This window comes from Gellertiella hungarica (genome assembly GCF_014197145.1).
Taxonomy (GTDB): Bacteria; Pseudomonadota; Alphaproteobacteria; order Rhizobiales; family Rhizobiaceae; genus Gellertiella; species Gellertiella hungarica.
The window spans coordinates 414,132-432,279 of record NZ_JACIEZ010000001.1 but is presented as its reverse complement, the minus strand read 5'-3'; the positions used below and the strand labels follow the sequence as shown (position 1 = coordinate 432,279).

The 18,148-nt window shown below is 64.1% G+C and carries 21 protein-coding genes; 16 read left to right on the top strand and 5 right to left on the bottom strand.

Annotated features, from left to right (window positions below):
* Positions 1–209: 209 nt before the first annotated feature.
* On the top strand, positions 210–1,040 hold the full coding sequence (locus GGR23_RS02000; protein ID WP_183364440.1) for an MBL fold metallo-hydrolase: 831 nt from the start codon (positions 210–212) through the stop codon (positions 1,038–1,040).
* Here the strand turns inward: GGR23_RS02000 and GGR23_RS01995 are convergent.
* Entirely contained in the window at positions 1,037–1,783 is a 747-nt protein-coding gene (locus GGR23_RS01995; protein WP_183364439.1) for a polysaccharide deacetylase family protein, read from the bottom strand. The two genes, GGR23_RS02000 and GGR23_RS01995, sit on opposite strands and share 4 nt — an antisense overlap.
* The gene (locus GGR23_RS01990; protein WP_183364438.1) at positions 1,780–2,865 is read right to left on the bottom strand and encodes a glycosyltransferase family 4 protein; all 1,086 of its coding nucleotides are present in this window, start codon (positions 2,863–2,865) and stop codon (positions 1,780–1,782) included. The genes GGR23_RS01995 and GGR23_RS01990 overlap by 4 nt, the downstream gene beginning before the upstream one ends.
* 73 nt (positions 2,866–2,938) lie before the next feature.
* Here GGR23_RS01990 and GGR23_RS01985 point away from each other — a divergent pair, with 73 nt between their 5' ends.
* The 3 genes from GGR23_RS01985 to GGR23_RS01975 all read left to right on the top strand — a co-directional run bounded on the left by GGR23_RS01985 (position 2,939) and on the right by GGR23_RS01975 (position 4,582).
* On the top strand, positions 2,939–3,802 hold the full coding sequence (locus GGR23_RS01985; RefSeq protein ID WP_183364437.1) for an FkbM family methyltransferase: 864 nt from the start codon (positions 2,939–2,941) through the stop codon (positions 3,800–3,802).
* Positions 3,803–3,911: 109 nt separating this feature from the next.
* Positions 3,912–4,271, top strand: a complete 360-nt coding sequence (locus GGR23_RS01980) for a group II truncated hemoglobin (RefSeq protein WP_183364436.1) — start codon at positions 3,912–3,914, stop codon at positions 4,269–4,271.
* A complete protein-coding gene (locus GGR23_RS01975) occupies positions 4,268–4,582 on the top strand; it encodes a DUF423 domain-containing protein (protein WP_343066593.1) in 315 nt (104 codons plus the stop codon). Before GGR23_RS01980 ends, GGR23_RS01975 begins: the two co-directional genes overlap by 4 nt.
* A 6-nt stretch (positions 4,583–4,588) precedes the next feature.
* Here the strand turns inward: GGR23_RS01975 and GGR23_RS01970 are convergent, their stop codons facing one another.
* Positions 4,589–4,981 (bottom strand): DUF2325 domain-containing protein, encoded by a 393-nt coding sequence (locus GGR23_RS01970; protein WP_382340552.1) that lies wholly within the window; start codon positions 4,979–4,981, stop codon positions 4,589–4,591.
* A gap of 414 nt (positions 4,982–5,395) precedes the next feature.
* Here GGR23_RS01970 and GGR23_RS01965 point away from each other — a divergent pair, with 414 nt between their 5' ends.
* The 3 genes from GGR23_RS01965 to GGR23_RS01955 all read left to right on the top strand — a co-directional run bounded on the left by GGR23_RS01965 (position 5,396) and on the right by GGR23_RS01955 (position 8,623).
* A complete protein-coding gene (locus GGR23_RS01965) occupies positions 5,396–6,748 on the top strand; it encodes an NAD(P)-dependent oxidoreductase (protein ID WP_183364435.1) in 1,353 nt (450 codons plus the stop codon).
* Between the two features lie 27 nt (positions 6,749–6,775).
* Positions 6,776–8,092, top strand: coding sequence for an NAD-dependent dihydropyrimidine dehydrogenase subunit PreA (preA, locus tag GGR23_RS01960; RefSeq protein WP_183364434.1), 1,317 nt, complete (start codon positions 6,776–6,778; stop codon positions 8,090–8,092).
* Between the two features lie 303 nt (positions 8,093–8,395).
* A complete protein-coding gene (locus GGR23_RS01955) occupies positions 8,396–8,623 on the top strand; it encodes a helix-turn-helix domain-containing protein (RefSeq protein WP_183364433.1) in 228 nt (75 codons plus the stop codon).
* Between the two features lie 31 nt (positions 8,624–8,654).
* Here the strand turns inward: GGR23_RS01955 and GGR23_RS01950 are convergent, their stop codons facing one another.
* Positions 8,655–9,200, bottom strand: coding sequence for an NADPH-dependent FMN reductase (locus GGR23_RS01950; protein WP_183364432.1), 546 nt, complete (start codon positions 9,198–9,200; stop codon positions 8,655–8,657).
* Between the two features lie 193 nt (positions 9,201–9,393).
* Between GGR23_RS01950 and GGR23_RS01945 the strand changes: the two genes are divergently transcribed.
* Positions 9,394–9,588: a CopG family ribbon-helix-helix protein gene (locus GGR23_RS01945; protein ID WP_183364431.1), complete on the top strand. Its 195-nt coding sequence runs from the start codon at positions 9,394–9,396 to the stop codon at positions 9,586–9,588.
* 106 nt (positions 9,589–9,694) lie between these two features.
* Positions 9,695–10,606 carry a DMT family transporter gene (locus GGR23_RS01940; protein WP_246364841.1) on the top strand — a complete coding sequence of 304 codons (912 nt, stop codon included), beginning with the start codon at positions 9,695–9,697 and terminating at the stop codon, positions 10,604–10,606.
* Between the two features lie 6 nt (positions 10,607–10,612).
* On the opposite strand, the gene rutR is transcribed toward GGR23_RS01940, so the two are convergent.
* Entirely contained in the window at positions 10,613–11,275 is a 663-nt protein-coding gene (gene rutR, locus GGR23_RS01935) for an HTH-type transcriptional regulator RutR (protein ID WP_183364430.1), read from the bottom strand.
* A gap of 379 nt (positions 11,276–11,654) precedes the next feature.
* Between rutR and GGR23_RS01930 the strand changes: the two genes are divergently transcribed.
* The 7 genes from GGR23_RS01930 to GGR23_RS01900 all read left to right on the top strand — a co-directional run bounded on the left by GGR23_RS01930 (position 11,655) and on the right by GGR23_RS01900 (position 18,126).
* A complete protein-coding gene (locus GGR23_RS01930; protein WP_183364429.1) occupies positions 11,655–12,908 on the top strand; it encodes a Zn-dependent hydrolase in 1,254 nt (417 codons plus the stop codon).
* A gap of 165 nt (positions 12,909–13,073) precedes the next feature.
* The gene (locus tag GGR23_RS01925) at positions 13,074–13,466 is read left to right on the top strand and encodes an endonuclease domain-containing protein (RefSeq protein WP_183364428.1); all 393 of its coding nucleotides are present in this window, start codon (positions 13,074–13,076) and stop codon (positions 13,464–13,466) included.
* Between the two features lie 134 nt (positions 13,467–13,600).
* On the top strand, positions 13,601–15,055 hold the full coding sequence (hydA, locus tag GGR23_RS01920) for a dihydropyrimidinase (protein ID WP_183364427.1): 1,455 nt from the start codon (positions 13,601–13,603) through the stop codon (positions 15,053–15,055).
* A 167-nt stretch (positions 15,056–15,222) separates the two neighbouring features.
* Positions 15,223–16,011 (top strand): ABC transporter ATP-binding protein, encoded by a 789-nt coding sequence (locus tag GGR23_RS01915; protein ID WP_183364904.1) that lies wholly within the window; start codon positions 15,223–15,225, stop codon positions 16,009–16,011.
* A 10-nt stretch (positions 16,012–16,021) separates the two neighbouring features.
* The gene (locus GGR23_RS01910; protein WP_183364426.1) at positions 16,022–16,357 is read left to right on the top strand and encodes a hypothetical protein; all 336 of its coding nucleotides are present in this window, start codon (positions 16,022–16,024) and stop codon (positions 16,355–16,357) included.
* Between the two features lie 3 nt (positions 16,358–16,360).
* Entirely contained in the window at positions 16,361–17,245 is an 885-nt protein-coding gene (locus GGR23_RS01905; RefSeq protein ID WP_183364425.1) for an ABC transporter permease, read from the top strand.
* A complete protein-coding gene (locus tag GGR23_RS01900; RefSeq protein ID WP_183364424.1) occupies positions 17,242–18,126 on the top strand; it encodes an ABC transporter permease in 885 nt (294 codons plus the stop codon). Before GGR23_RS01905 ends, GGR23_RS01900 begins: the two co-directional genes overlap by 4 nt.
* The last annotated feature ends 22 nt before the right edge of the window (positions 18,127–18,148 follow it).

The window sequence follows — 18,148 nt, the reverse complement described above, 5'->3', positions numbered from 1 at the left end:
CAGAGAATTTTCAGACATAACGAGCAATATGATCCGGGCCAAGCCTCGAATCCTCTCGCCAGTGCGGAAGACTTCCGCTAGCATGACGGAAAAAAGGGGCGAACAGACGGGAACCCGAGGATTTTCGGAGGGTTAGCGCTTCTGTAGGGTATGGACGGCGTGGCGTGCCAAGACCGGCGCATCCGTCGAGGAAAGGCAGAACGGGAAGCGTGAGCAGTAGCGAGTTTCGGGTCAAGTTCTGGGGAACGCGCGGCAGCCTGCCGGTGTCGGGCGCCGAACATGCGCGCTTTGGCGGGAATACGATCTCGGTGGAAGTGTCCTGCGGGGACGAAACCCTGCTGTTCGATGCGGGCTCCGGACTGCCCGTGGCAGGCCTTTCCATCGACCGCAACCGGCAGAAGCCGCTGCATCTTTTCATGTCCCATTTCCACTACGACCACATCATCGGATTGCCGTTCTTCTGCCCGCTGTTCAATCCGCGCGCCTCGGTGAATGTCTGGTCGGGCAATCTCGCCGGGCAGATGACGACCAAGGAGACGCTGAAGGAAATCATGCGTCCGCCCTTCTTCCCCGTGAGCCCCGACATCTGCGCTGCGCACGTGCGCTGCAACGACTTCAAGGCCGGCGACGTCATCGAACCCTTTGCCGGCGCCCGCCTCAAGACCGGCATGCTCAACCATCCCGGCGGCGCGATCGGTTACCGGATCGAGTGGCAGGGCCGCGTGGTCGCCATCATCACCGACACGGAACACAAGCCCGGTGAGCTGGACGAGACCGTTCTCGCGCTGATCCAGGGGGCAGACCTCTTCGTCTATGACGGCGCCTTCGACGAAGACGAGATGGAAAAGTTCAAGGGCTTCGGCCATTCCAGCTGGCAACAGGCGATCCGTCTGGCCAGACAGGCCGATGTCAGGCAGACGGCAATCTTCCACCATGCGCCGACCCGGACGGACGAGGCGCTGGAAGCCATGGAGAAACAGGCCCAGGCCGAGCTTGGCAGCCTGTTCTTCGCCCGGGACCTGCAGGCCGTCAGCCTCTAGACGGACGGCAGCAGATCGGAAGCGCTCATCCAGCGGCAGCCCGGATGGCCAGCCGTCAGCGAGAAAAGCGCCTCCAGAAAATGCTCGACCGCCTCGTCATGCACCAGATGATGCGTGAGAAGGCCCATGGCCGCGCCTTCGCCCATCGTTTCCACCCGGCCGGCGATTTCGCCGAACAGCACATCCTGGGGTCTGCCGCCCCGCGTGCCATGCCAGTCCATCACGTCCACATGGGTGTTCAGCTCGGCAATGCCCCGGTCCTTCTCCGGCCCGAAGACCGAGAGGCATTCGATGCCGATCGAGCCGAGCCGCGTCCGGAGCGAGGGCGCGATCCGGTTCCACGGCGGCACCAGCATCGGCAGCATGAGATCCGGGTAAAGGGCGGAGAGCTTCGAATAGCCGGACGCCAGCTCCGAGAGCACCAGCGCCTCCGGCCTATGCGGCCCGAGCTCCTGCTTCTTCTCCGTGGCCGGCGCATAATTGCGGTGCGACCAGCCATGAAGAGCGACGGTCACCCCCTCCCGCCCTGCCAGATAGGCCTCCAGCGCGATTCCCGTTTCCTCCGGGATCACGGCAAGGGTCACCGGAATGGCGTGAGAAGCGGCGAGGTTCAGGAAGCGGTGCAGCGCATCCGTCGGTTCGACCACGTCGTCGTCCCGGAGCCAGAAGGCAGCAGGCCGGCCTTGCTCCGCCCGGCGGTCCAATGCGTCGAGAAGCCTCGTCCTGCCCGGTTCGGCGCTCATGTCCCTGTCCCTCCTGCTGCCTTCAGCAGGGCGTCGAGCTGCCTTGCCGCCTGTTCGATCCTTCGCTCTCCGGCCACCATCGTCCGCGCGCCTCCCGCCAGCCGAAGCCGCAGATCCGCGTCCGCCAGAAGCCGGTCCATGGCACCGGCGAGCGCCTGTTCGTCGCCGGCCGGCACGAGAAGCCCCGTCACGCCATCGTCCACCACTTCCGGCACGCCGCCCGTGCGATAGGCAATGCAGGGAAGCCCGACCGCCGCCGCCTCCAGGTAGACCATGCCATAGGCCTCGCCGATCCCGGGCCAGACGAACACCGATCCGCGTGCGAGGCGGGCCATGACCCCGTCGCGCGAAAGCTCCCCGTGCAGCATCACCCGCCCCGGCGCGGCATCGTCCAGAAGCCTTTCCACCTCGGCCCGGCAGGGCCCGCCGCCGATCACGTCGAGGACGAAGGGCTCGCGCATGCGGCGAAGCGCGCCAGCGAGGGCACGATAGCTCGCAAGTTTGTCGCCCTCCCGCATCATCGCGACCGTCACCAGCCGGCCGGGCTTCGGTGCGGGTTCGATCGCCAGAAATTCGCCGGCATCGAGAAAAGGCTTCAGCCGTGCGGTCCGTGCTTCGGGAGCGGCCTCGATCAGGCCCTCGCGGTCGCGCTCGGTCATGCAGATGTTGACGGCTGCGGCACGCACGGAGTGAAGCACCGCGGCCTGCGCCTCTTCCCACCCCTCCCGGTTCCGCCGGGCCGACCAGGAGGCCTCGACCGTCACATAGGGAATGCCGGCATCGGCGCAGAGCGAAGGACCGAGAAAGTCCGGCGCCTTGTAATAGACATGATAGGTCAGCCAGAGGTCCGGACGGCCACCGGACTTCCATTGGGCCAGGATCCGCGCCCGCTCCCGCTCCGCTTCCGCCCTTTGCCCTTCATGACCCTCCGGCGTACGGGAAAAACTGCGCAATTCGGAGACAAGCGCCACGTCGTGGCCTGCGAGGCGGAGCGCCTGCAGCAGCATCCGCGCCATCAGCCGGTCGCCCGAAGGCACCGGGTGGTTCGGGGATTTGAGTGGCGCGTAGTATGCGATTTTCATATAGCATACCTATTTCCGGGGCCGCCGCCCGTCAATTCGGCGGGCCGTCGGGAACAAGGGAAAAGCGGACGAGATGGCAATCTGGAAGGCATGGAAGAAGCGGCTTGCGAAGGGGCGCGACCGATGGGCCCGGCGTTTCTTCGAAACGCGCCTCGGACGGCGCATGCTTGTTCAGTCGCTGCCCCCGCGCGTGCTGGAGATCACCACCGATTGCGGGGATCATGTGCTCACCTTCTCTCCGCATGACTATATCGGCCGCAAGGTGTACCGGAAGGGACATTTCGAGCGCGGCGCCGTTCGCCGGCTTCGGGCGCTGCTGGAGGCGGAGAAGGTGCCGCTTGCGGGAACCGTGCTGCTCGAGCTTGGCGGCAACATCGGCACGCAAACCATCTACTGGGCGCGCGAGGACCTGTTCTCCCGCATCCTTTCGATGGAGCCGGATCCCAGAAACTTCGCGCTGCTGAAGCGCAACATCCGGCAGAACGGCCTGGCGGACCGGGTGGCGCTTGTGCAGGCTGCGGCAGGAGAGACCGAAGGCGTGATCGATTTCTTCCAGAACCCGGACAACCACGGAAAAAGCTCGGCCCTCAGAAGCTCCGCGAAGGACCGGAAGATCGAGGTGCCCGTCCGACCGGTGGAGGCCGTGCTGGCAGAGGCGGGCATCTCACCCGATGCCGTCGGGCTCGTCTGGATGGACATCGAGGGCTATGAACCGGTCGCATGCCGGTCCATGCTCTCCCTGCTCAAACGGGGGGTTCCGCTCTACATGGAGTTCTCGCCCGCCTTCTACGGTGGCGAGGCGGAAGCCTTCCGCGCCGAACTTGCCCGCCATTACCGCCGTGCCTTCCTCTTCATCGAGGACGAACCGGTGCGGGAAGTCGCCCCCGGAGCCGTACCGCTCGACCGGGGCCAGTACGACCTCCTGCTGCTTGCCTGATTCGTCGGCCGTCCATCCGACCAAAGGCCAATCGCCGCATCCGCCTCTCGCCTCTTGATCCCGCACCACCGAAGGCGCAGATAGGGGCTGGAATCACGGGAACAGGCCCATGGCAGACGACACCATCACCCTTTTCGAAGCCATCGGCGGCGAGCGCACGATCCGGGCGCTGACGAAGCGTTTCTACGAGCTGATGGACACGCTGCCCGAGGCGGCCGCCTGCCGCGCGGTTCATCCCTCCGACATGAGCGGCTCGGAAGAAAAGCTGACGGAATACCTGATCGGCTATTTGGGCGGCCCGCCGGTCTATGTGGCGAAATACGGCCATCCCCGCCTGCGTTCGCGCCATTTCATGGCGGCCATCGGGCCGGAGGAGCGGGACGGCTGGATTCTCTGCTTCCGCCGGGCCCTGGACGAAACCGTGTCGCACGAGAAGCTGCGGGAGATCATCTGGCAGCCGCGGCAGTGATCGGTCTTGCCGGCGTTGCCCTTTCGGCGGCAGCGGCCCACTCCCCCGACCCGCGCTTCCTCACCCAGGCAGGCCTCCTGTGCCTTGCCCATGGTCCGGCGCTTCTCGCGGTTGCCGGTTTTCCGCTTCGTCTCGGGCGACTTGCGGCGGCCCTGATGATTGCGGGCGTGGCGCTTTTTTCGGGCGACATGATGATGCGCGAATTCGGCGGCAGCGCGCTCTTTCCGCGGGCGGCGCCCACGGGCGGCATGATGATCATGGCCGGCTGGTTCAGCATCCTCGTCGGCGTTGCCATTCCCCGGAAGGGCTGAACCGCCTCAGGCGCGGCCCCGCTCCCGCATTTCCTGCAGCGCCCGGTCGAGGCTGGATTTCGATCCGTTGCGCAGCGGCACGAAAGTCTTGCCGAACTTCTTGCAACCCGTCTTCACCCGCAGACATGCATCATGGCTGATGCAGTCGATCGGGCAGAAGACGCAATCCACGGACGGCAGAACAGTATCGATCCGGCTGACCGCCTCGCGCAGGCCGCCGTCGTGGTGGATAAGCTCCGCGCCATGGGCGCTTGCGATCTCCCGGAGGTGCGCGACCTGACAATCCCGCCCGCCCACATAGAGAAAGCTGCGGATCGGACGGGTGGCCGAGCGGGGACCGGTGTCCGCCGCTTGCTTCCGCTCCGTCCTGTCGCGATTGCCCTTGCGTTTCGAGGCCACTGAACCCGTCTCCTGTTTATCGTTGCGCCACGCTACAAAACATGAGTTTCAGAGTAAAGTTAAAAGAGGAGATTTTCACTCATCTTTTATTGCGGCCTTTTCCAGTCCTCATTACGCAAAAAAGGCCTTCCCGGGATCGCACCTTAGTGCAGCGGGTAATCCTGCCGCAGTGCAAAGAGACAGTTACGCGACCTATCCAGTAGTGTTTAAGTAAAACCCAGCAGCAACAATGGCTTTTGGATTTCGGGCGCTCCATGCTGCATTGCGGCAGACTTCCTGCCATCTGGCGCGCCCGCGCAAGGCCCCGCTTCGCGAGGCAAAAAAGTCTTCCGCGCAGAAATTTTACCGTTTGATAAATAAATTTTTTGCGGTACCGTTCCCTCACAGTGCGTTACTAAAAAAGGGGAACCACCAATGGGACGACTGGCACCGGGTATCACTTCAGGCCGCCTCAGCGCCGCCGACTACGACGCCAATTTTTCCGATCTGCATCCGCCGCTCGACAAGCATGAGGCGCTGGTCGCCTCCGATCGCTGCTATTTCTGCCACGACGCGCCGTGCATGACGGCCTGTCCGACCTCCATCGACATCCCTCTCTTCATCCGGCAGATCTCGACGAGCAATCCGCTGGGTGCGGCCCGCACCATCTTCGATCAGAACATTCTCGGCGGCATGTGCGCCCGCGTCTGTCCCACCGAAACGCTCTGCGAGCAGGCCTGCGTGCGCAACACGGCCGAAGAGCGACCCGTGGAAATCGGCCGCCTGCAGCGCTACGCGACGGACACTGCCATGGAGCGCGGCGTCCAGTTCTACAAGCGGGCAGCGTCCACGGGCAAGAAGGTTGCCGTCGTCGGAGCCGGCCCGGCAGGTCTTGCCGCCGCTCATCGCCTCGCCATGCACGGCCATGACGTGGTCATCTTCGAAGCCCGCGAAAAGTCCGGTGGCCTGAACGAGTATGGCATCGCCACCTACAAGTCGACCGGCGACTTTGCCCAGGACGAGGTGAACTACATCCTCTCCATCGGCGGCATCGAGGTGCGCCACGGCCAGAAGCTTGGCCGCGACTTCACCCTGGCCCATCTGGAAGGCCAGTATGACGCCATCTTCCTCGGCATCGGCCTTGCCGGCGTCAATGGCCTCGGCGTGGAAGGCGAAGACCTCGCCGGCGTCGAGGATGCGGTCGAATTCATCGCAGGCCTGCGCCAGGCCAGGGACAAGGCAAGCGTTGCCGTCGGCCGCTCGGTCGTCGTGCTCGGCGGCGGCATGACCGCCATCGACGCTGCCGTCCAGGCCAAGCTGCTCGGCGCCGAAGAGGTGACGATTGCCTATCGCCGCGGCAAGGAAAACATGAACGCATCCGAGTTCGAGCAGGATCTTGCCGCCTCCAAGGGCGTCACCATCCGCCACTGGCTCCAGCCGAAGCGCGTGCTCGGCGAAGGCGGCAAGGCGACCGCCATCGAACTGGAATACACCGCGCTGACGGCAAACGGCCTCGCCGGTACGGGCGAAACCGTGACGATCCGTGCCGATCAGGTGCTGAAGGCCATCGGCCAGACCTTCCGGGTGGAAGGGCTCGGAGCGCTGGAAATGAAGGGTGGACGCATCGCCATCGATGCGGAAGGCCGCACCTCCCATCCGAAAGTCTGGGCAGGTGGCGACTGCGTGAAGCTCGGAGAGGACCTGACCGTCACCTCCGTTGCCCAGGGACGCGACGCCGCCGAATCCATCAACCGCGCGCTGGCGGGTGCTGCCCGCTCTGCCGCCTGATGCCACACCCGACGAGAGGACAAGAACATGGCTGATCTTCGCAACAACTTCGTCGGCATCAAGTCGCCGAACCCCTTCTGGCTGGCATCCGCCCCGCCGACCGACAAGGCCTATAACGTCGAGCGCGCCTTCAAGGCGGGCTGGGGCGGCGTGGTCTGGAAAACGCTGGGCTCCGAAGGCCCGCCGGTCGTCAACGTCAACGGCCCGCGCTACGGCGCGATCTGGGGCGCAGACCGCCGCCTGCTCGGGCTCAACAACATCGAGCTCATCACCGACCGCCCGCTTCAGGTCAACCTGCAGGAAATGAAGCAGGTGAAGATGAACTGGCCGGACCGCGCACTGATCGCCTCGATCATGGTGCCCTGCGTCGAGGAAGAGTGGAAGGCGATCCTGCCGCTCGTCGAGGAAACCGGGGCCGACGGCATCGAGCTCAACTTCGGCTGTCCGCACGGCATGTCCGAGCGCGGCATGGGTGCCGCCGTCGGGCAGGTGCCGGAATATATCGAGATGGTGGTGCGCTGGTGCAAGCAGTACACACGCATGCCGGTCATCACCAAGCTGACGCCCAACATCACTGACATTCGCAAGCCCGCCCGCGCGGCCAAGGCCGGCGGCACGGACGCGGTCTCGCTGATCAACACGATCAACTCCATCGTCTCCGTCGACCTCGACAGCTTCGCCCCGAGCCCGACCGTGGACGGCAAGGGCACCCATGGCGGCTATTGCGGCCCGGCGGTGAAGCCGATCGCCCTCAACATGGTGGCCGAGATCGCCCGCGACCCGGAAACCTACGGCCTGCCGATCTCCGGCATCGGCGGCGTCACCACCTGGCGCGACGCGGCCGAATTCCTGGCACTCGGCGCCGGCAACGTGCAGGTCTGCACCGCAGCCATGACCTATGGCTTCAAGATCGTTCAGGAAATGATCTCCGGCCTCTCCGACTGGATGGACGAGAAGGGTCACCGCACGCTGGACGACATCACCGGCCGCGCCGTGCCCAATGTCACCGACTGGCAGTATCTCAACCTCAACTACGTGGCCAAGGCGCATATCGATCAGGACGCCTGCATCAAGTGCGGCCGCTGCCACATCGCCTGCGAGGACACCTCGCACCAGGCAATCACCCATCTCGTGAACGGCGTTCGTCATTTCGAGGTGAAGGAAGAGGAATGCGTCGGCTGCAATCTCTGCGTCAATGTCTGCCCGGTCGAGAACTGCATCACCATGGTGCCGCTTGCCGCCGGCGCCCTTGACCAGCGCACCGGCCGGACCGTCGATCCGACCTATGCCAACTGGACGACCCATCCGAACAACCCGGTGGCGCAGCGGCAGGCTGCCGAGTAAGCGCCGGTTCTCTGGACGACCTCCCTGCCGGGCCCTCGGGCCCGGCTTTTTTATGCGCATTTGGTAATGTTTCAGCACAATTTAGCAAAAGAGTAATCACATCAGGAAACGGCCCGCTTACCCAACCGGTTGGCGGGGCGTTAAGCGGCTTCTGCTAGGGTCATTCGCGTGCGGGCTCGATGCCCGCCTTCGGACCCGCGTCGCCGGTCCGGTGGACGGACAGGACGACCGCCACGGAATGCCATGTTTTCCAAAACAACAAGAAGACCGACACGGCCACCGCGCCGGAAACAGGAGCAGACCATGAGCCACACCCTTGAAGCCGCTGATACCCTTGCCTCCGCAGCCGAGCTGCGCCGCCGTCGCGGCTATTCCATCACAGACCTGGCCGAAACCTGCGGCCTGACCGAACAGGAGATCGCCCGCATCGAGGCCGGCGAGGTGGTTGCCGTGCCCTATCTGGTGCGGATCGCCGCGGCCCTCCGCTTCCCCGTCGATTCCATGCGCGAATATCGCCGCCTGCACGCCTGACCGCGGGAACAGCCGCAAGGGCCGGCCGTCGTCACGGCTGGCCTTCCGCTGCGGCACGGCCGAGATAGGCGGCAAGCGCCGCGAGCGCGCGGTCGAGTTCCGCCGCGACCGCCGGATCGGCGGCGAGCGTTTCCCCCGTCGCCTCACGGTCACGGATCGGGATGCGTCGCGAGGCCTCCTCGACGACCGGGGCCGACATGGTTTTCAACACCAGCCGAAGCGCCGCCTCCGCCTCTACCGCCCGCGGCGAGACATTGATGAGCACGACCGGCCGGCTGTTGAACCGGTCGCAGCCGACCAGCCAGTCGAGCGCGTTCTTGAACATTCCCGGGATGCCGCCTGCATATTCCGGACAGGCAATGACGAGCGCATCGGCCGCGGCTGTCCGGTCGCGGAAATCCGCGACGGACGCAGGCAGGCAATGATCGAGATCCGGCGTGAACGGCGGGAGACCGCCCACACCGCGAAAAATCTCGATCCCGATGGAGGCCGGCGCACAAATTCTTGCCGCCTCCAGTATCGCCGTATTGAGCGAGCGCACCCTGAGGCTGCCGGATAATGCCAGTAGATTGAACAAGGCCGACCGCCCTCCCCTTGCCGATTCTTTCCCGATCTTAGGCACCCGGGGCAGCTGCCGGCACTCATTTTGCCGTGAAGGCCGGAAAATCGGGCCGCTTCAGCAACCAAAATTGTACTAATCCGCAAAGGGCTACTTGCAAAATGGTAATTTAGATTTACTTTATTTTCGAATTCTATAGGGGAACAGGATCATGGCCGTTTCCGTCAAGCTCTGCGCGAAGATCGACCGCCGACTGCGCGCGCTGGCAAAACAGATGGGCTGCAGCAACCACTGGCTGATGGTGGAGGCCATCCGCCGCTTCGTCGAAGACGAGGAGGAGCGGCTGGGGCTTGCCAGGGAAGAATGCCGGCAGGAGACCGACAGGGGCCGCGCGCTTGCGGAATGACAGCCATGCCGGTCCATGGCTGGACTTCCCCGGCCGAACGGGATAGCGCTTGAGGCTTCAGGCACCTGTCCGGCCGGACGGTGCGGTTGCTCCCCTAAGGTGCCTCATGCAAAAGGTCAGCTCCCCGTCGGACGTCAAGCGCGGCCGTGTTCTCGCCCATCTCGCCATGCTGCTCTTTGCAGCGCTGATCGCAGGCTCCTTCTCCTTCGGCGGGCTCGCGGCGCGCGCGATGGATACGGGTGTGCTGACCTTCCTGCGCTACGTCGCCACCGTCTTCGTCATGGGTTTCCTTGCCTATGGCGTTTCCCGCCAGCCCTTCGCCTGGCCGAAACAGGCCTGGCGCTTCCTCATTCTCGGCGGGCTCATCAGCTTCTACATGCTGACCATGTTCAAGGCGCTGGAATTCACCAGCCCGGTGTCGACCGGCGCGGTCTTCACCCTGATGCCGCTGATGAGCGCGGGCTTCGCGCTGCTGATCAATCGCCAGAAGACCCGGGCCGCGGTTCTCACCAGCCTGGTAATTGCCGCCGCCGGTGCCGTCTGGGTGATTTTCCGGGGCGACATCAACGCCATCCTCGCATTCGATGTCGGCCAGGGCGAGATGATCTATTTCACCGGCGTGCTTGCCCATGCGATCTATGTGCCGCTGATCCGCACCTTCGACCGGGGCGAACATCCCGTCGTCTTCGGCTTCTGGGTGACAGTCTTCGCAACCGGTTTCCTGGCCCTGCGGGCAGGCCCCTATCTGGCAGATGTGGACTATGCCGCCGTTTCGCCGCTGGTCTGGTGGTCGCTCGCCTACCTGGCGGTGGTGACGACGGCGATCACCTTCATGCTGCTGCAATTTGCCTCGATGCGCCTGCCCGCACCGAAGGTGCTGGCCTACGGCTATCTGACGCCGTCCTTCATCATTCTGCTCGAAGGGGTGCTGGGCCACGGCTGGGTCACGCTGCCGGTGGTCGCGGGGGCGCTGGTGACGGCGCTCGGCCTTGCCTGGATGGCGGCGCTGAAGGACTGACCGCTCTCAGACCCGCCGCTGCACCGCAAGCCCGTTGAGGAACAGTTGCTCCAGGTAGCGCGCCGCATCGTCGAAGCGCCCCTCGCCCGCATGGTCCTGCCCGAGGACCGCGCGCACCTGCACGTCGAAGTCCGCATAATGCTGGGTCGTGGACCAGATGGAGAATATCAGGTGGTAGGGATCGCACCGGGCAATCTTGCCGGCGCGCGCCCAGGCGCGGATCACCTCCGCCTTTTCGTCCACCAGGGCTTTCAGCGGCCCCTTCAGCTCGTCCTCGATATGGGGCGCTCCCTGCAGCACCTCGTTGGCGAAAAGGCGGCTCTCGCGCGGAAAGTCGCGGGCCATCTCCAGCTTGCGGCGGATATAGGAGCGGATCTCCTGTTCGGGATCGCCCTCCGCGTTGAAGGCGCGCAGGGGATCGAGCCAGGTCTGCAGCACCCGGTCGATCAACGCGCGGTGGATCGCCTCCTTGGTGCGGAAATAATAAAGCAGGTTCGGCTTCGACATGCCCGCCACCTCGGCGATCTGGTCGATGGTGGTGCCGCGAAAGCCGTGCTGCGAGAAAACGTCCAGCGCGGCCGAGAGGATCTGCTCCTCCTTCTCCTCCTGAATGCGCGTGCGGCGAAGCGTTTTCGCAGCACGCGGCGCGGCAGTGTCGGTCTCTTCCATTCCCGCCCCGATCCTCTTCCTCACTCGACTATCATTCAGCAATTGGAAAACTGTTCAAGATCAAATCCGGAAGGGAATTGAAAGATTTAAATCCCTACTGAATTGATAGAGTAAAACATCCACAGCTTTCCGCCACGCTCCCTGTTCATACTGCACCCTTCCGTGACGCGATGGATATATTTCCCGCGAAGTTTTTGGTTTAGGGTCTTGAGTGCGGATAGAGAAGCTGTAATGTTTACCAATCGGTCAAATTATCGACGAGACCAGCCGGAAAGGCAACCGTCGATGAACCCGCGCGATGCGGAGGCGGCGTCTGCCGCTGGCCCAAGGGAACGACAGAGCGGATGACGAACTCCGCCCAAAAGGTGAGGATGAACGCATGGTGGCAGCACCTGGCGAGAATATGCGCGTGAATGGCGACCGTCTCTGGGACACGCTCATGGAGATGGCCAAGATCGGCCCCGGAATTGCCGGCGGCAACAACCGTCAGACACTGACCGACGAGGATGGCGAGGGGCGCAGGCTCTTCCAGCGCTGGTGCGAGGCTTCGGGGCTCACCATGGGCGTCGATACCATGGGCAACATGTTCTTCACGCGCCCCGGCACCGACCCGGATGCGCTGCCCGTCTATGTGGGCTCCCATCTCGACACCCAGCCGACCGGCGGCAAGTTCGACGGCGTGCTCGGCGTGCTGGCGGGCCTCGAGGTCATCCGCTCCATGAACGATCTCGGCATCCGCACGAAGTCACCCGTCGTCGTTACCAACTGGACGAACGAGGAAGGGGCGCGCTTTGCACCAGCCATGCTCGCTTCCGGCGTCTTCGCCGGCATTCACGACGAGGCCTGGGCCAAGGAACGCACCGACGCCAAGGGCAAGAAGTTCGGCGAGGAGCTGAAGCGCATCGGCTGGGAAGGCACCGAGCCCGTCGGCAGCCGCAAGATGAAGGCTTTCCTCGAATATCACATCGAGCAGGGCCCGATCCTCGAGGCCGAGGGCAAGGATATCGGCGTCGTCACCCATGGCCAGGGCCTCTGGTGGCTGCAGGTCACCCTGACCGGCAAGGAGGCCCATACCGGCTCCACCCCGATGCCGATGCGCAAGAACGCGTCGCTGGCGATGGGCCGCATCCTCGAGCTCGTCAACACGATCGCCATGGACAACCAGCCCTCCGCCGTCGGCGGCGTCGGCCATATCGAGGTTTCGCCGGGCTCCCGCAACGTGCTGCCGGGCAAGGTGGTCTTCACCGTGGACTTCCGTTCGCCGAACCAGGCGACGCTGGATGCCATGAAGGCCCGCTTCGAGGCCGAAGCCCCGAAGATCGTCGAACCCATGGGCGTCGGCATCGCCATCGAACCGGTCGGCCATTTCGACCCGGTTACCTTCAGCCCGGAACTCACGGCCACCATCCGCAATGCGGCAGAACGGCTCGGCTATTCGCACCGCGACATCATCTCCGGCGCCGGTCACGACGCCTGCTGGATGAACAAGGTCGCCCCGACCGCCATGATCTTCTGTCCCTGCGTCGACGGCCTGTCGCACAACGAAGCGGAAGACATCTCGAAAGAATGGGCCGCCGCCGGCGCCGACGTGCTCCTGCACGCCGTGGTCGAAACGGCAGGCGTGGCGGAGTAAGGGGATGGTGATACCCTGTCGGACCCCCACCCCTAACCCCTCCCCACAAGGGGGAGGGGAACGTGCCCAGACCGTCCGTTCCACCGGATTGGTAGAAAACCGGCAGGCTCAGATCGTCCCCCTCCCCCTTGTGGGGAGGAGTTAGGGGTGGGGGTATCCGGATCCATGACGCCTTCGATGATCCAGCCGTCAACGATACGTTTCGCACGAAAGTTGCGGCGCGAGATGACGGATGGGGAAAGGAGGCTCTGGTCGGAACTTAGGGAATTTCGCCACCATTTCGACATCCACGTCAGACGCCAGGTTCCGATCGGGCCATATATCGCGGATTTTGCCGTTCATTCGAAGAAGCTGGTGATCGAGATCGATGGCGAGTTTCATCAGGTTCCAGAGCGCATGAGCCGGGATGAGAAGCGCGACAGGTGGCTTCGGAGCCAGGGCTATCACGTGATCAGGATCAGCACCGGAGACCTGGAACAGGCTTTCGACGGTTGCGTCGAGGAAATCATGCGGGCGCTTGGCCTGATGGATGAAGAGAATTTGGCAAAGACAGACTGAGTGTTCGGACATGCCCTCGTCCTTACCTTCTCTCCGCAAGGCGGAGGCGAATGGGGCGGAAGTCCACCTTCCCCCTGAGGGGAGGGGCTAGGGATGGGGGTCCAGAACTTGAAAAGACAAAAGAGGGAACATCCATGAGCACCATCATCAAGAACGGTACGATCGTCACGGCGGATCTGACCTACAAGGCGGATGTGAAGATCGAGGGCGGGAAGATCGTCGAGATCGGGCAGAACCTCTCCGGCGGCAAGGAGCTGGATGCGACCGGCTGCTATGTCATGCCGGGCGGCATCGATCCGCATACCCATCTGGAAATGCCGTTCATGGGCACCTATTCCGCCGACGATTTCGAGAGCGGCACGCGCGCGGGCCTTGCGGGCGGGACGACGATGGTGGTGGATTTCGCCCTCCCCTCGCCCGGCCAGTCGCTCGTCGATGCGCTTGGCATGTGGCACAACAAGACCAGCCGCGCGACGGCGGATTTCTCCTTCCACATGGCCGTCACCTGGTGGGGCGAGCAGGTCTTCAACGACATGGCGACCATCGTCAACGAGAAGGGCATCAATTCCTTCAAGCATTTCATGGCCTACAAGGGCGCCTTGATGGTCGATGACGACGAGATGTTCTCGTCGTTCCAGCGCGTCGGCGAACTGGGTGCACTCGCGATGGTCCATGCCGAAAACGGCGACGTGGTGGCCCAGATGCAGGCGAAGCTGCTCGCCGAGGGCAACAACGGCCCGGAAGCGCATGCCTATTCGCGGCCCGCAGAAGTGGAGGGCGAGGCCACCAACCGCGCGATCATGATCGCCGACATGGCGGGCGTGCCGCTTTATGTGGTGCACACCTCCTGCGAACAGGCGCATGAAGCCATCCGCCGCGCCCGCGCCAAGGGCATGCGCGTCTATGGCGAGCCGCTGATCCAGCACCTGACGCTGGACGAGAGCGAATATTCGAACCCCGACTGGGATCATGCAGCCCGGCGCGTGATGTCGCCGCCCTTCCGCAACAAGACCCATCAGGACAGCCTCTGGGCCGGCCTTTCCTCCGGCTCGCTGCAGGTGGTGGCGACCGACCACTGCGCCTTCACCTCCGAGCAGAAGCGCTTCGGCATCGGCGATTTCACCAAGATCCCGAACGGCACCGGCGGCCTCGAGGACCGCATGCCGATGCTCTGGACACATGGCGTGAACACCGGCCGCATCACCATGAACGAGTTCGTGGCGGTCACCTCCACCAACATCGCCAAGATCCTCAACATGTATCCGAAGAAGGGCGCTATCCTTGTCGGCGCGGATGCGGATATCGTGGTCTGGGACCCGGCGAAGAAGAAGACGATCTCCGCCGCCAGCCAGCAGTCCTCCATCGATTACAACGTCTTCGAGGGCAAGGAAGTGACCGGCCTGCCGCGCTTCACCCTCACCCGCGGTCATCTCGCCATCAACGACGGCAAGGTGGACACGCGCGAGGGCCATGGCGAGTTCGTCAAGCGCCCGCCGGTAACGCCGGCCAACAAGGCGCTGTCGACCTGGAAGGAAATCACCGCGCCGCGCAAGGTGCAGCGCACGGGCATTCCGGCCACGGGCGTCTGAGGCGCCCGCACGCATCAAGAGGCAGGGGCCCGGGGAACGGCATGGGGATTGCATGGTGTTCCGGGCCCTCATCCGGGAGACGGCGCGGCGAAAGCCGCCCGCTCCGCCGACAACGATAACAAGGTGCCAAGAGGGCGCTCATTTCGGGGACGAACTTTCACATGTCCATGACTTCGAATTCATCAGTGGTCAGCGCCAAGGACCTCTGTCTCACCTTCGAGACCAATGACGGGCCCGTCAATGCGCTCTCGAACGTCAATCTGGAAATCACCAAGGGCGATTTCGTATCCTTCATCGGCCCGTCCGGCTGCGGGAAGACCACCTTCCTGCGCGTGATCGCCGATCTCGAGCGCAACACGGGCGGCACGATCACCGTCAATGGCATGACGCCCGAGGAAGCGCGCAGGGCGCGGGCTTACGGTTACGTCTTCCAGGCGGCGGCGCTCTATCCCTGGCGCACCATCGAGAAGAACATCGCGCTGCCGCTGGAGATCATGGGCTATTCCGCGGCCGAGATGCAGAAGCGCATCGCGGAAACCCTGGAGCTCGTCAATCTTTCCGGCTTCGGCAAGAAGTTTCCCTGGCAGCTCTCCGGCGGCATGCAGCAGCGTGCCTCGATCGCCCGCGCGCTTGCCTTCGATGCCGATCTCCTGCTGATGGACGAGCCCTTCGGTGCGCTCGACGAAATCGTTCGCGATCACCTGAACGAGCAGTTGCTCAAGCTTTGGGCACGCACCGAGAAGACCATCTGCTTCGTCACCCACTCGATCCCGGAAGCGGTCTATCTGTCGACGAAGATCGTGGTGATGAGCCCGCGCCCCGGCCGGGTCACCGACGTCATCGACAGCACGCTGCCGAAGGAGCGCCCGCTCGACATCCGCGAGACGCCGGAATTCCTGGCCATCGCCCACCGCGTGCGCGAAGGTCTGCGCGCCGGCCACTCCTACGACGAATAGGAGCGCGTCCATGAAACTCTGGGTCATGGCCATGCTGGGGCTGACGACGGGGGTGTTCATCGCCGCCGCCTCCACGCTGCGCCTTTATGTGGGCGGGGGTCCGCTCTACGCGCTCTTCGGGGCGCTCTGTCTTTACGTCACCGGCAACCTGATGATGGTGCCGCTGATGCGCGAAACCGGGCTCGGCCTCACGGTCTCGGTGCTTTCGGTGACGCAGCTCCTGCTCGTCAACCTGATAGCCTTCATCGTCTACGGCGAAAAGCTGGGCGCGATGCAGCTCTCCGGCATGATGCTGGGAACGGTAGCCATTGCACTGATGCTCTGGCCGAGCCAGGGAGGAGCCTGACCCATGGAAAAGCCGCAACTCTTCAGGGACCGCATTTTCCCGGTGCTCGTCGTCGTCCTGGCGATCCTGCTGATCTGGCATGTCTTCGTCTTCGTGCTCAACGCACCCTTCGAACGCGACCAGGCCGCCCGTGCCGGCACGACCATCACCTTCTCCGAACTCCTGCCGAAGACCTTCAACCAGGAGCGGCCCGTGCTGCCCGCCCCGCACCAGATCGTCGCGGAGCTGTGGGACACCACCGTCAACAAGCCGATCACCTCGAAGCGCAGCCTGTTCTATCATGCGTGGATCACCCTTTCCGCAACGCTTGCGGGCTTTGGCATCGGCACGGTGCTCGGCATCCTGCTCGCCATCGGCATCGTGCACAACCGCGCCATCGACCGCTCGCTGATGCCCTGGGTCATCGCCAGCCAGACGGTGCCGATCATCGCCATTGCGCCGATGGTCATCGTGGTGCTGAACTCCATCGGCATTTCGGGCCTGCTGCCGAAGGCGCTGATATCAACCTACCTCTCCTTCTTCCCCGTCGTCGTCGGCATGGTGAAGGGCCTGAGAAGCCCGGAAATGATGCATCTCGACCTGATGCGCACCTACAATGCCTCGCGGGCACAGGTCTTCTGGAAGCTCCGCTGGCCGGCCTCCATGCCCTATCTCTTCACCTCCCTGAAGGTGGCGATCGCGATCTCGCTGGTGGGTGCGATCGTGGGCGAGCTGCCGACCGGCGCCGTGGCGGGTCTTGGCGCACGCCTGCTTTCCGGCTCCTATTACGGGCAGACGGTGCAGATCTGGGCGGCGCTCTTCATGGCGGCTGCGCTTGCGGCGGTGCTGGTCGGCATTGTCGGCGCGGCCCATACGATGGTGCTCAAGCGCATGGGGGTAAAGCCATGAACGGCGCGGAATGGAAAACCGGCTATCTCGTCTTTGCCGTCGTCTGGTGGATCGCGAGCTGGACGCTCAACGAATGGCTCGTGCGGCAGAAGCCGGCCAATGCGACGGCCAACCGGCTTCTCGGTCTCGCCGTGCCGCTGGTCTTCGGCATCACGCTGCTGGTCATCTGGGAGTGCATCGTGCGCGGCTTCCAGATCCCGGCGATCCTCCTGCCGGCGCCGACGGCCATCTGGGCGAAGCTGATCAACTCGCTGCCCATTCTCGCGGCGGATTTCCGGCAGACCTTCCTGAAGGCGGTGCTGACCGGCTTCGTGCTCGGCTCCGGGCTCGGTTTTGTCGTGGCGCTCCTGATCGACCGCTCCCCCTTCCTGCAGAAGGGCCTGCTGCCGATCGGCAATTTCGTCTCGGCGCTGCCCATCGTCGGCGTTGCGCCGATCATGGTGATGTGGTTCGGCTTCGACTGGCCCTCGAAGGTGGCGGTCGTCGTCATCATGACCTTCTTCCCCATGCTGGTGAACACCGTTCAGGGGCTTTCCGCGGCCAGCCACATGGAGCGGGACCTGATGCGCACCTATGCCGCCAGCTGGTGGCAGACGCTGACAAAATTGAGGCTTCCCGCGGCCGCTCCTTTCATATTCAATGCCTTGAAGATCAATTCGACTCTTGCCCTGATCGGCGCGATCGTGGCGGAGTTTTTCGGGACCCCGATCGTCGGCATGGGGTTCCGGATCTCCACGGAAGTGGGGCGTGCCAATGTCGACATGGTCTGGGCGGAGATCGCGGTGGCCGCGCTCGCCGGTTCGGCCTTCTACGGGGTGGTCGCGCTGATCGAGCGCGCGGTCACGTTCTGGCATCCGTCTGTCCGCGGTGGACGGGCGTAAACAAGAAAAGAGGGAACAGACG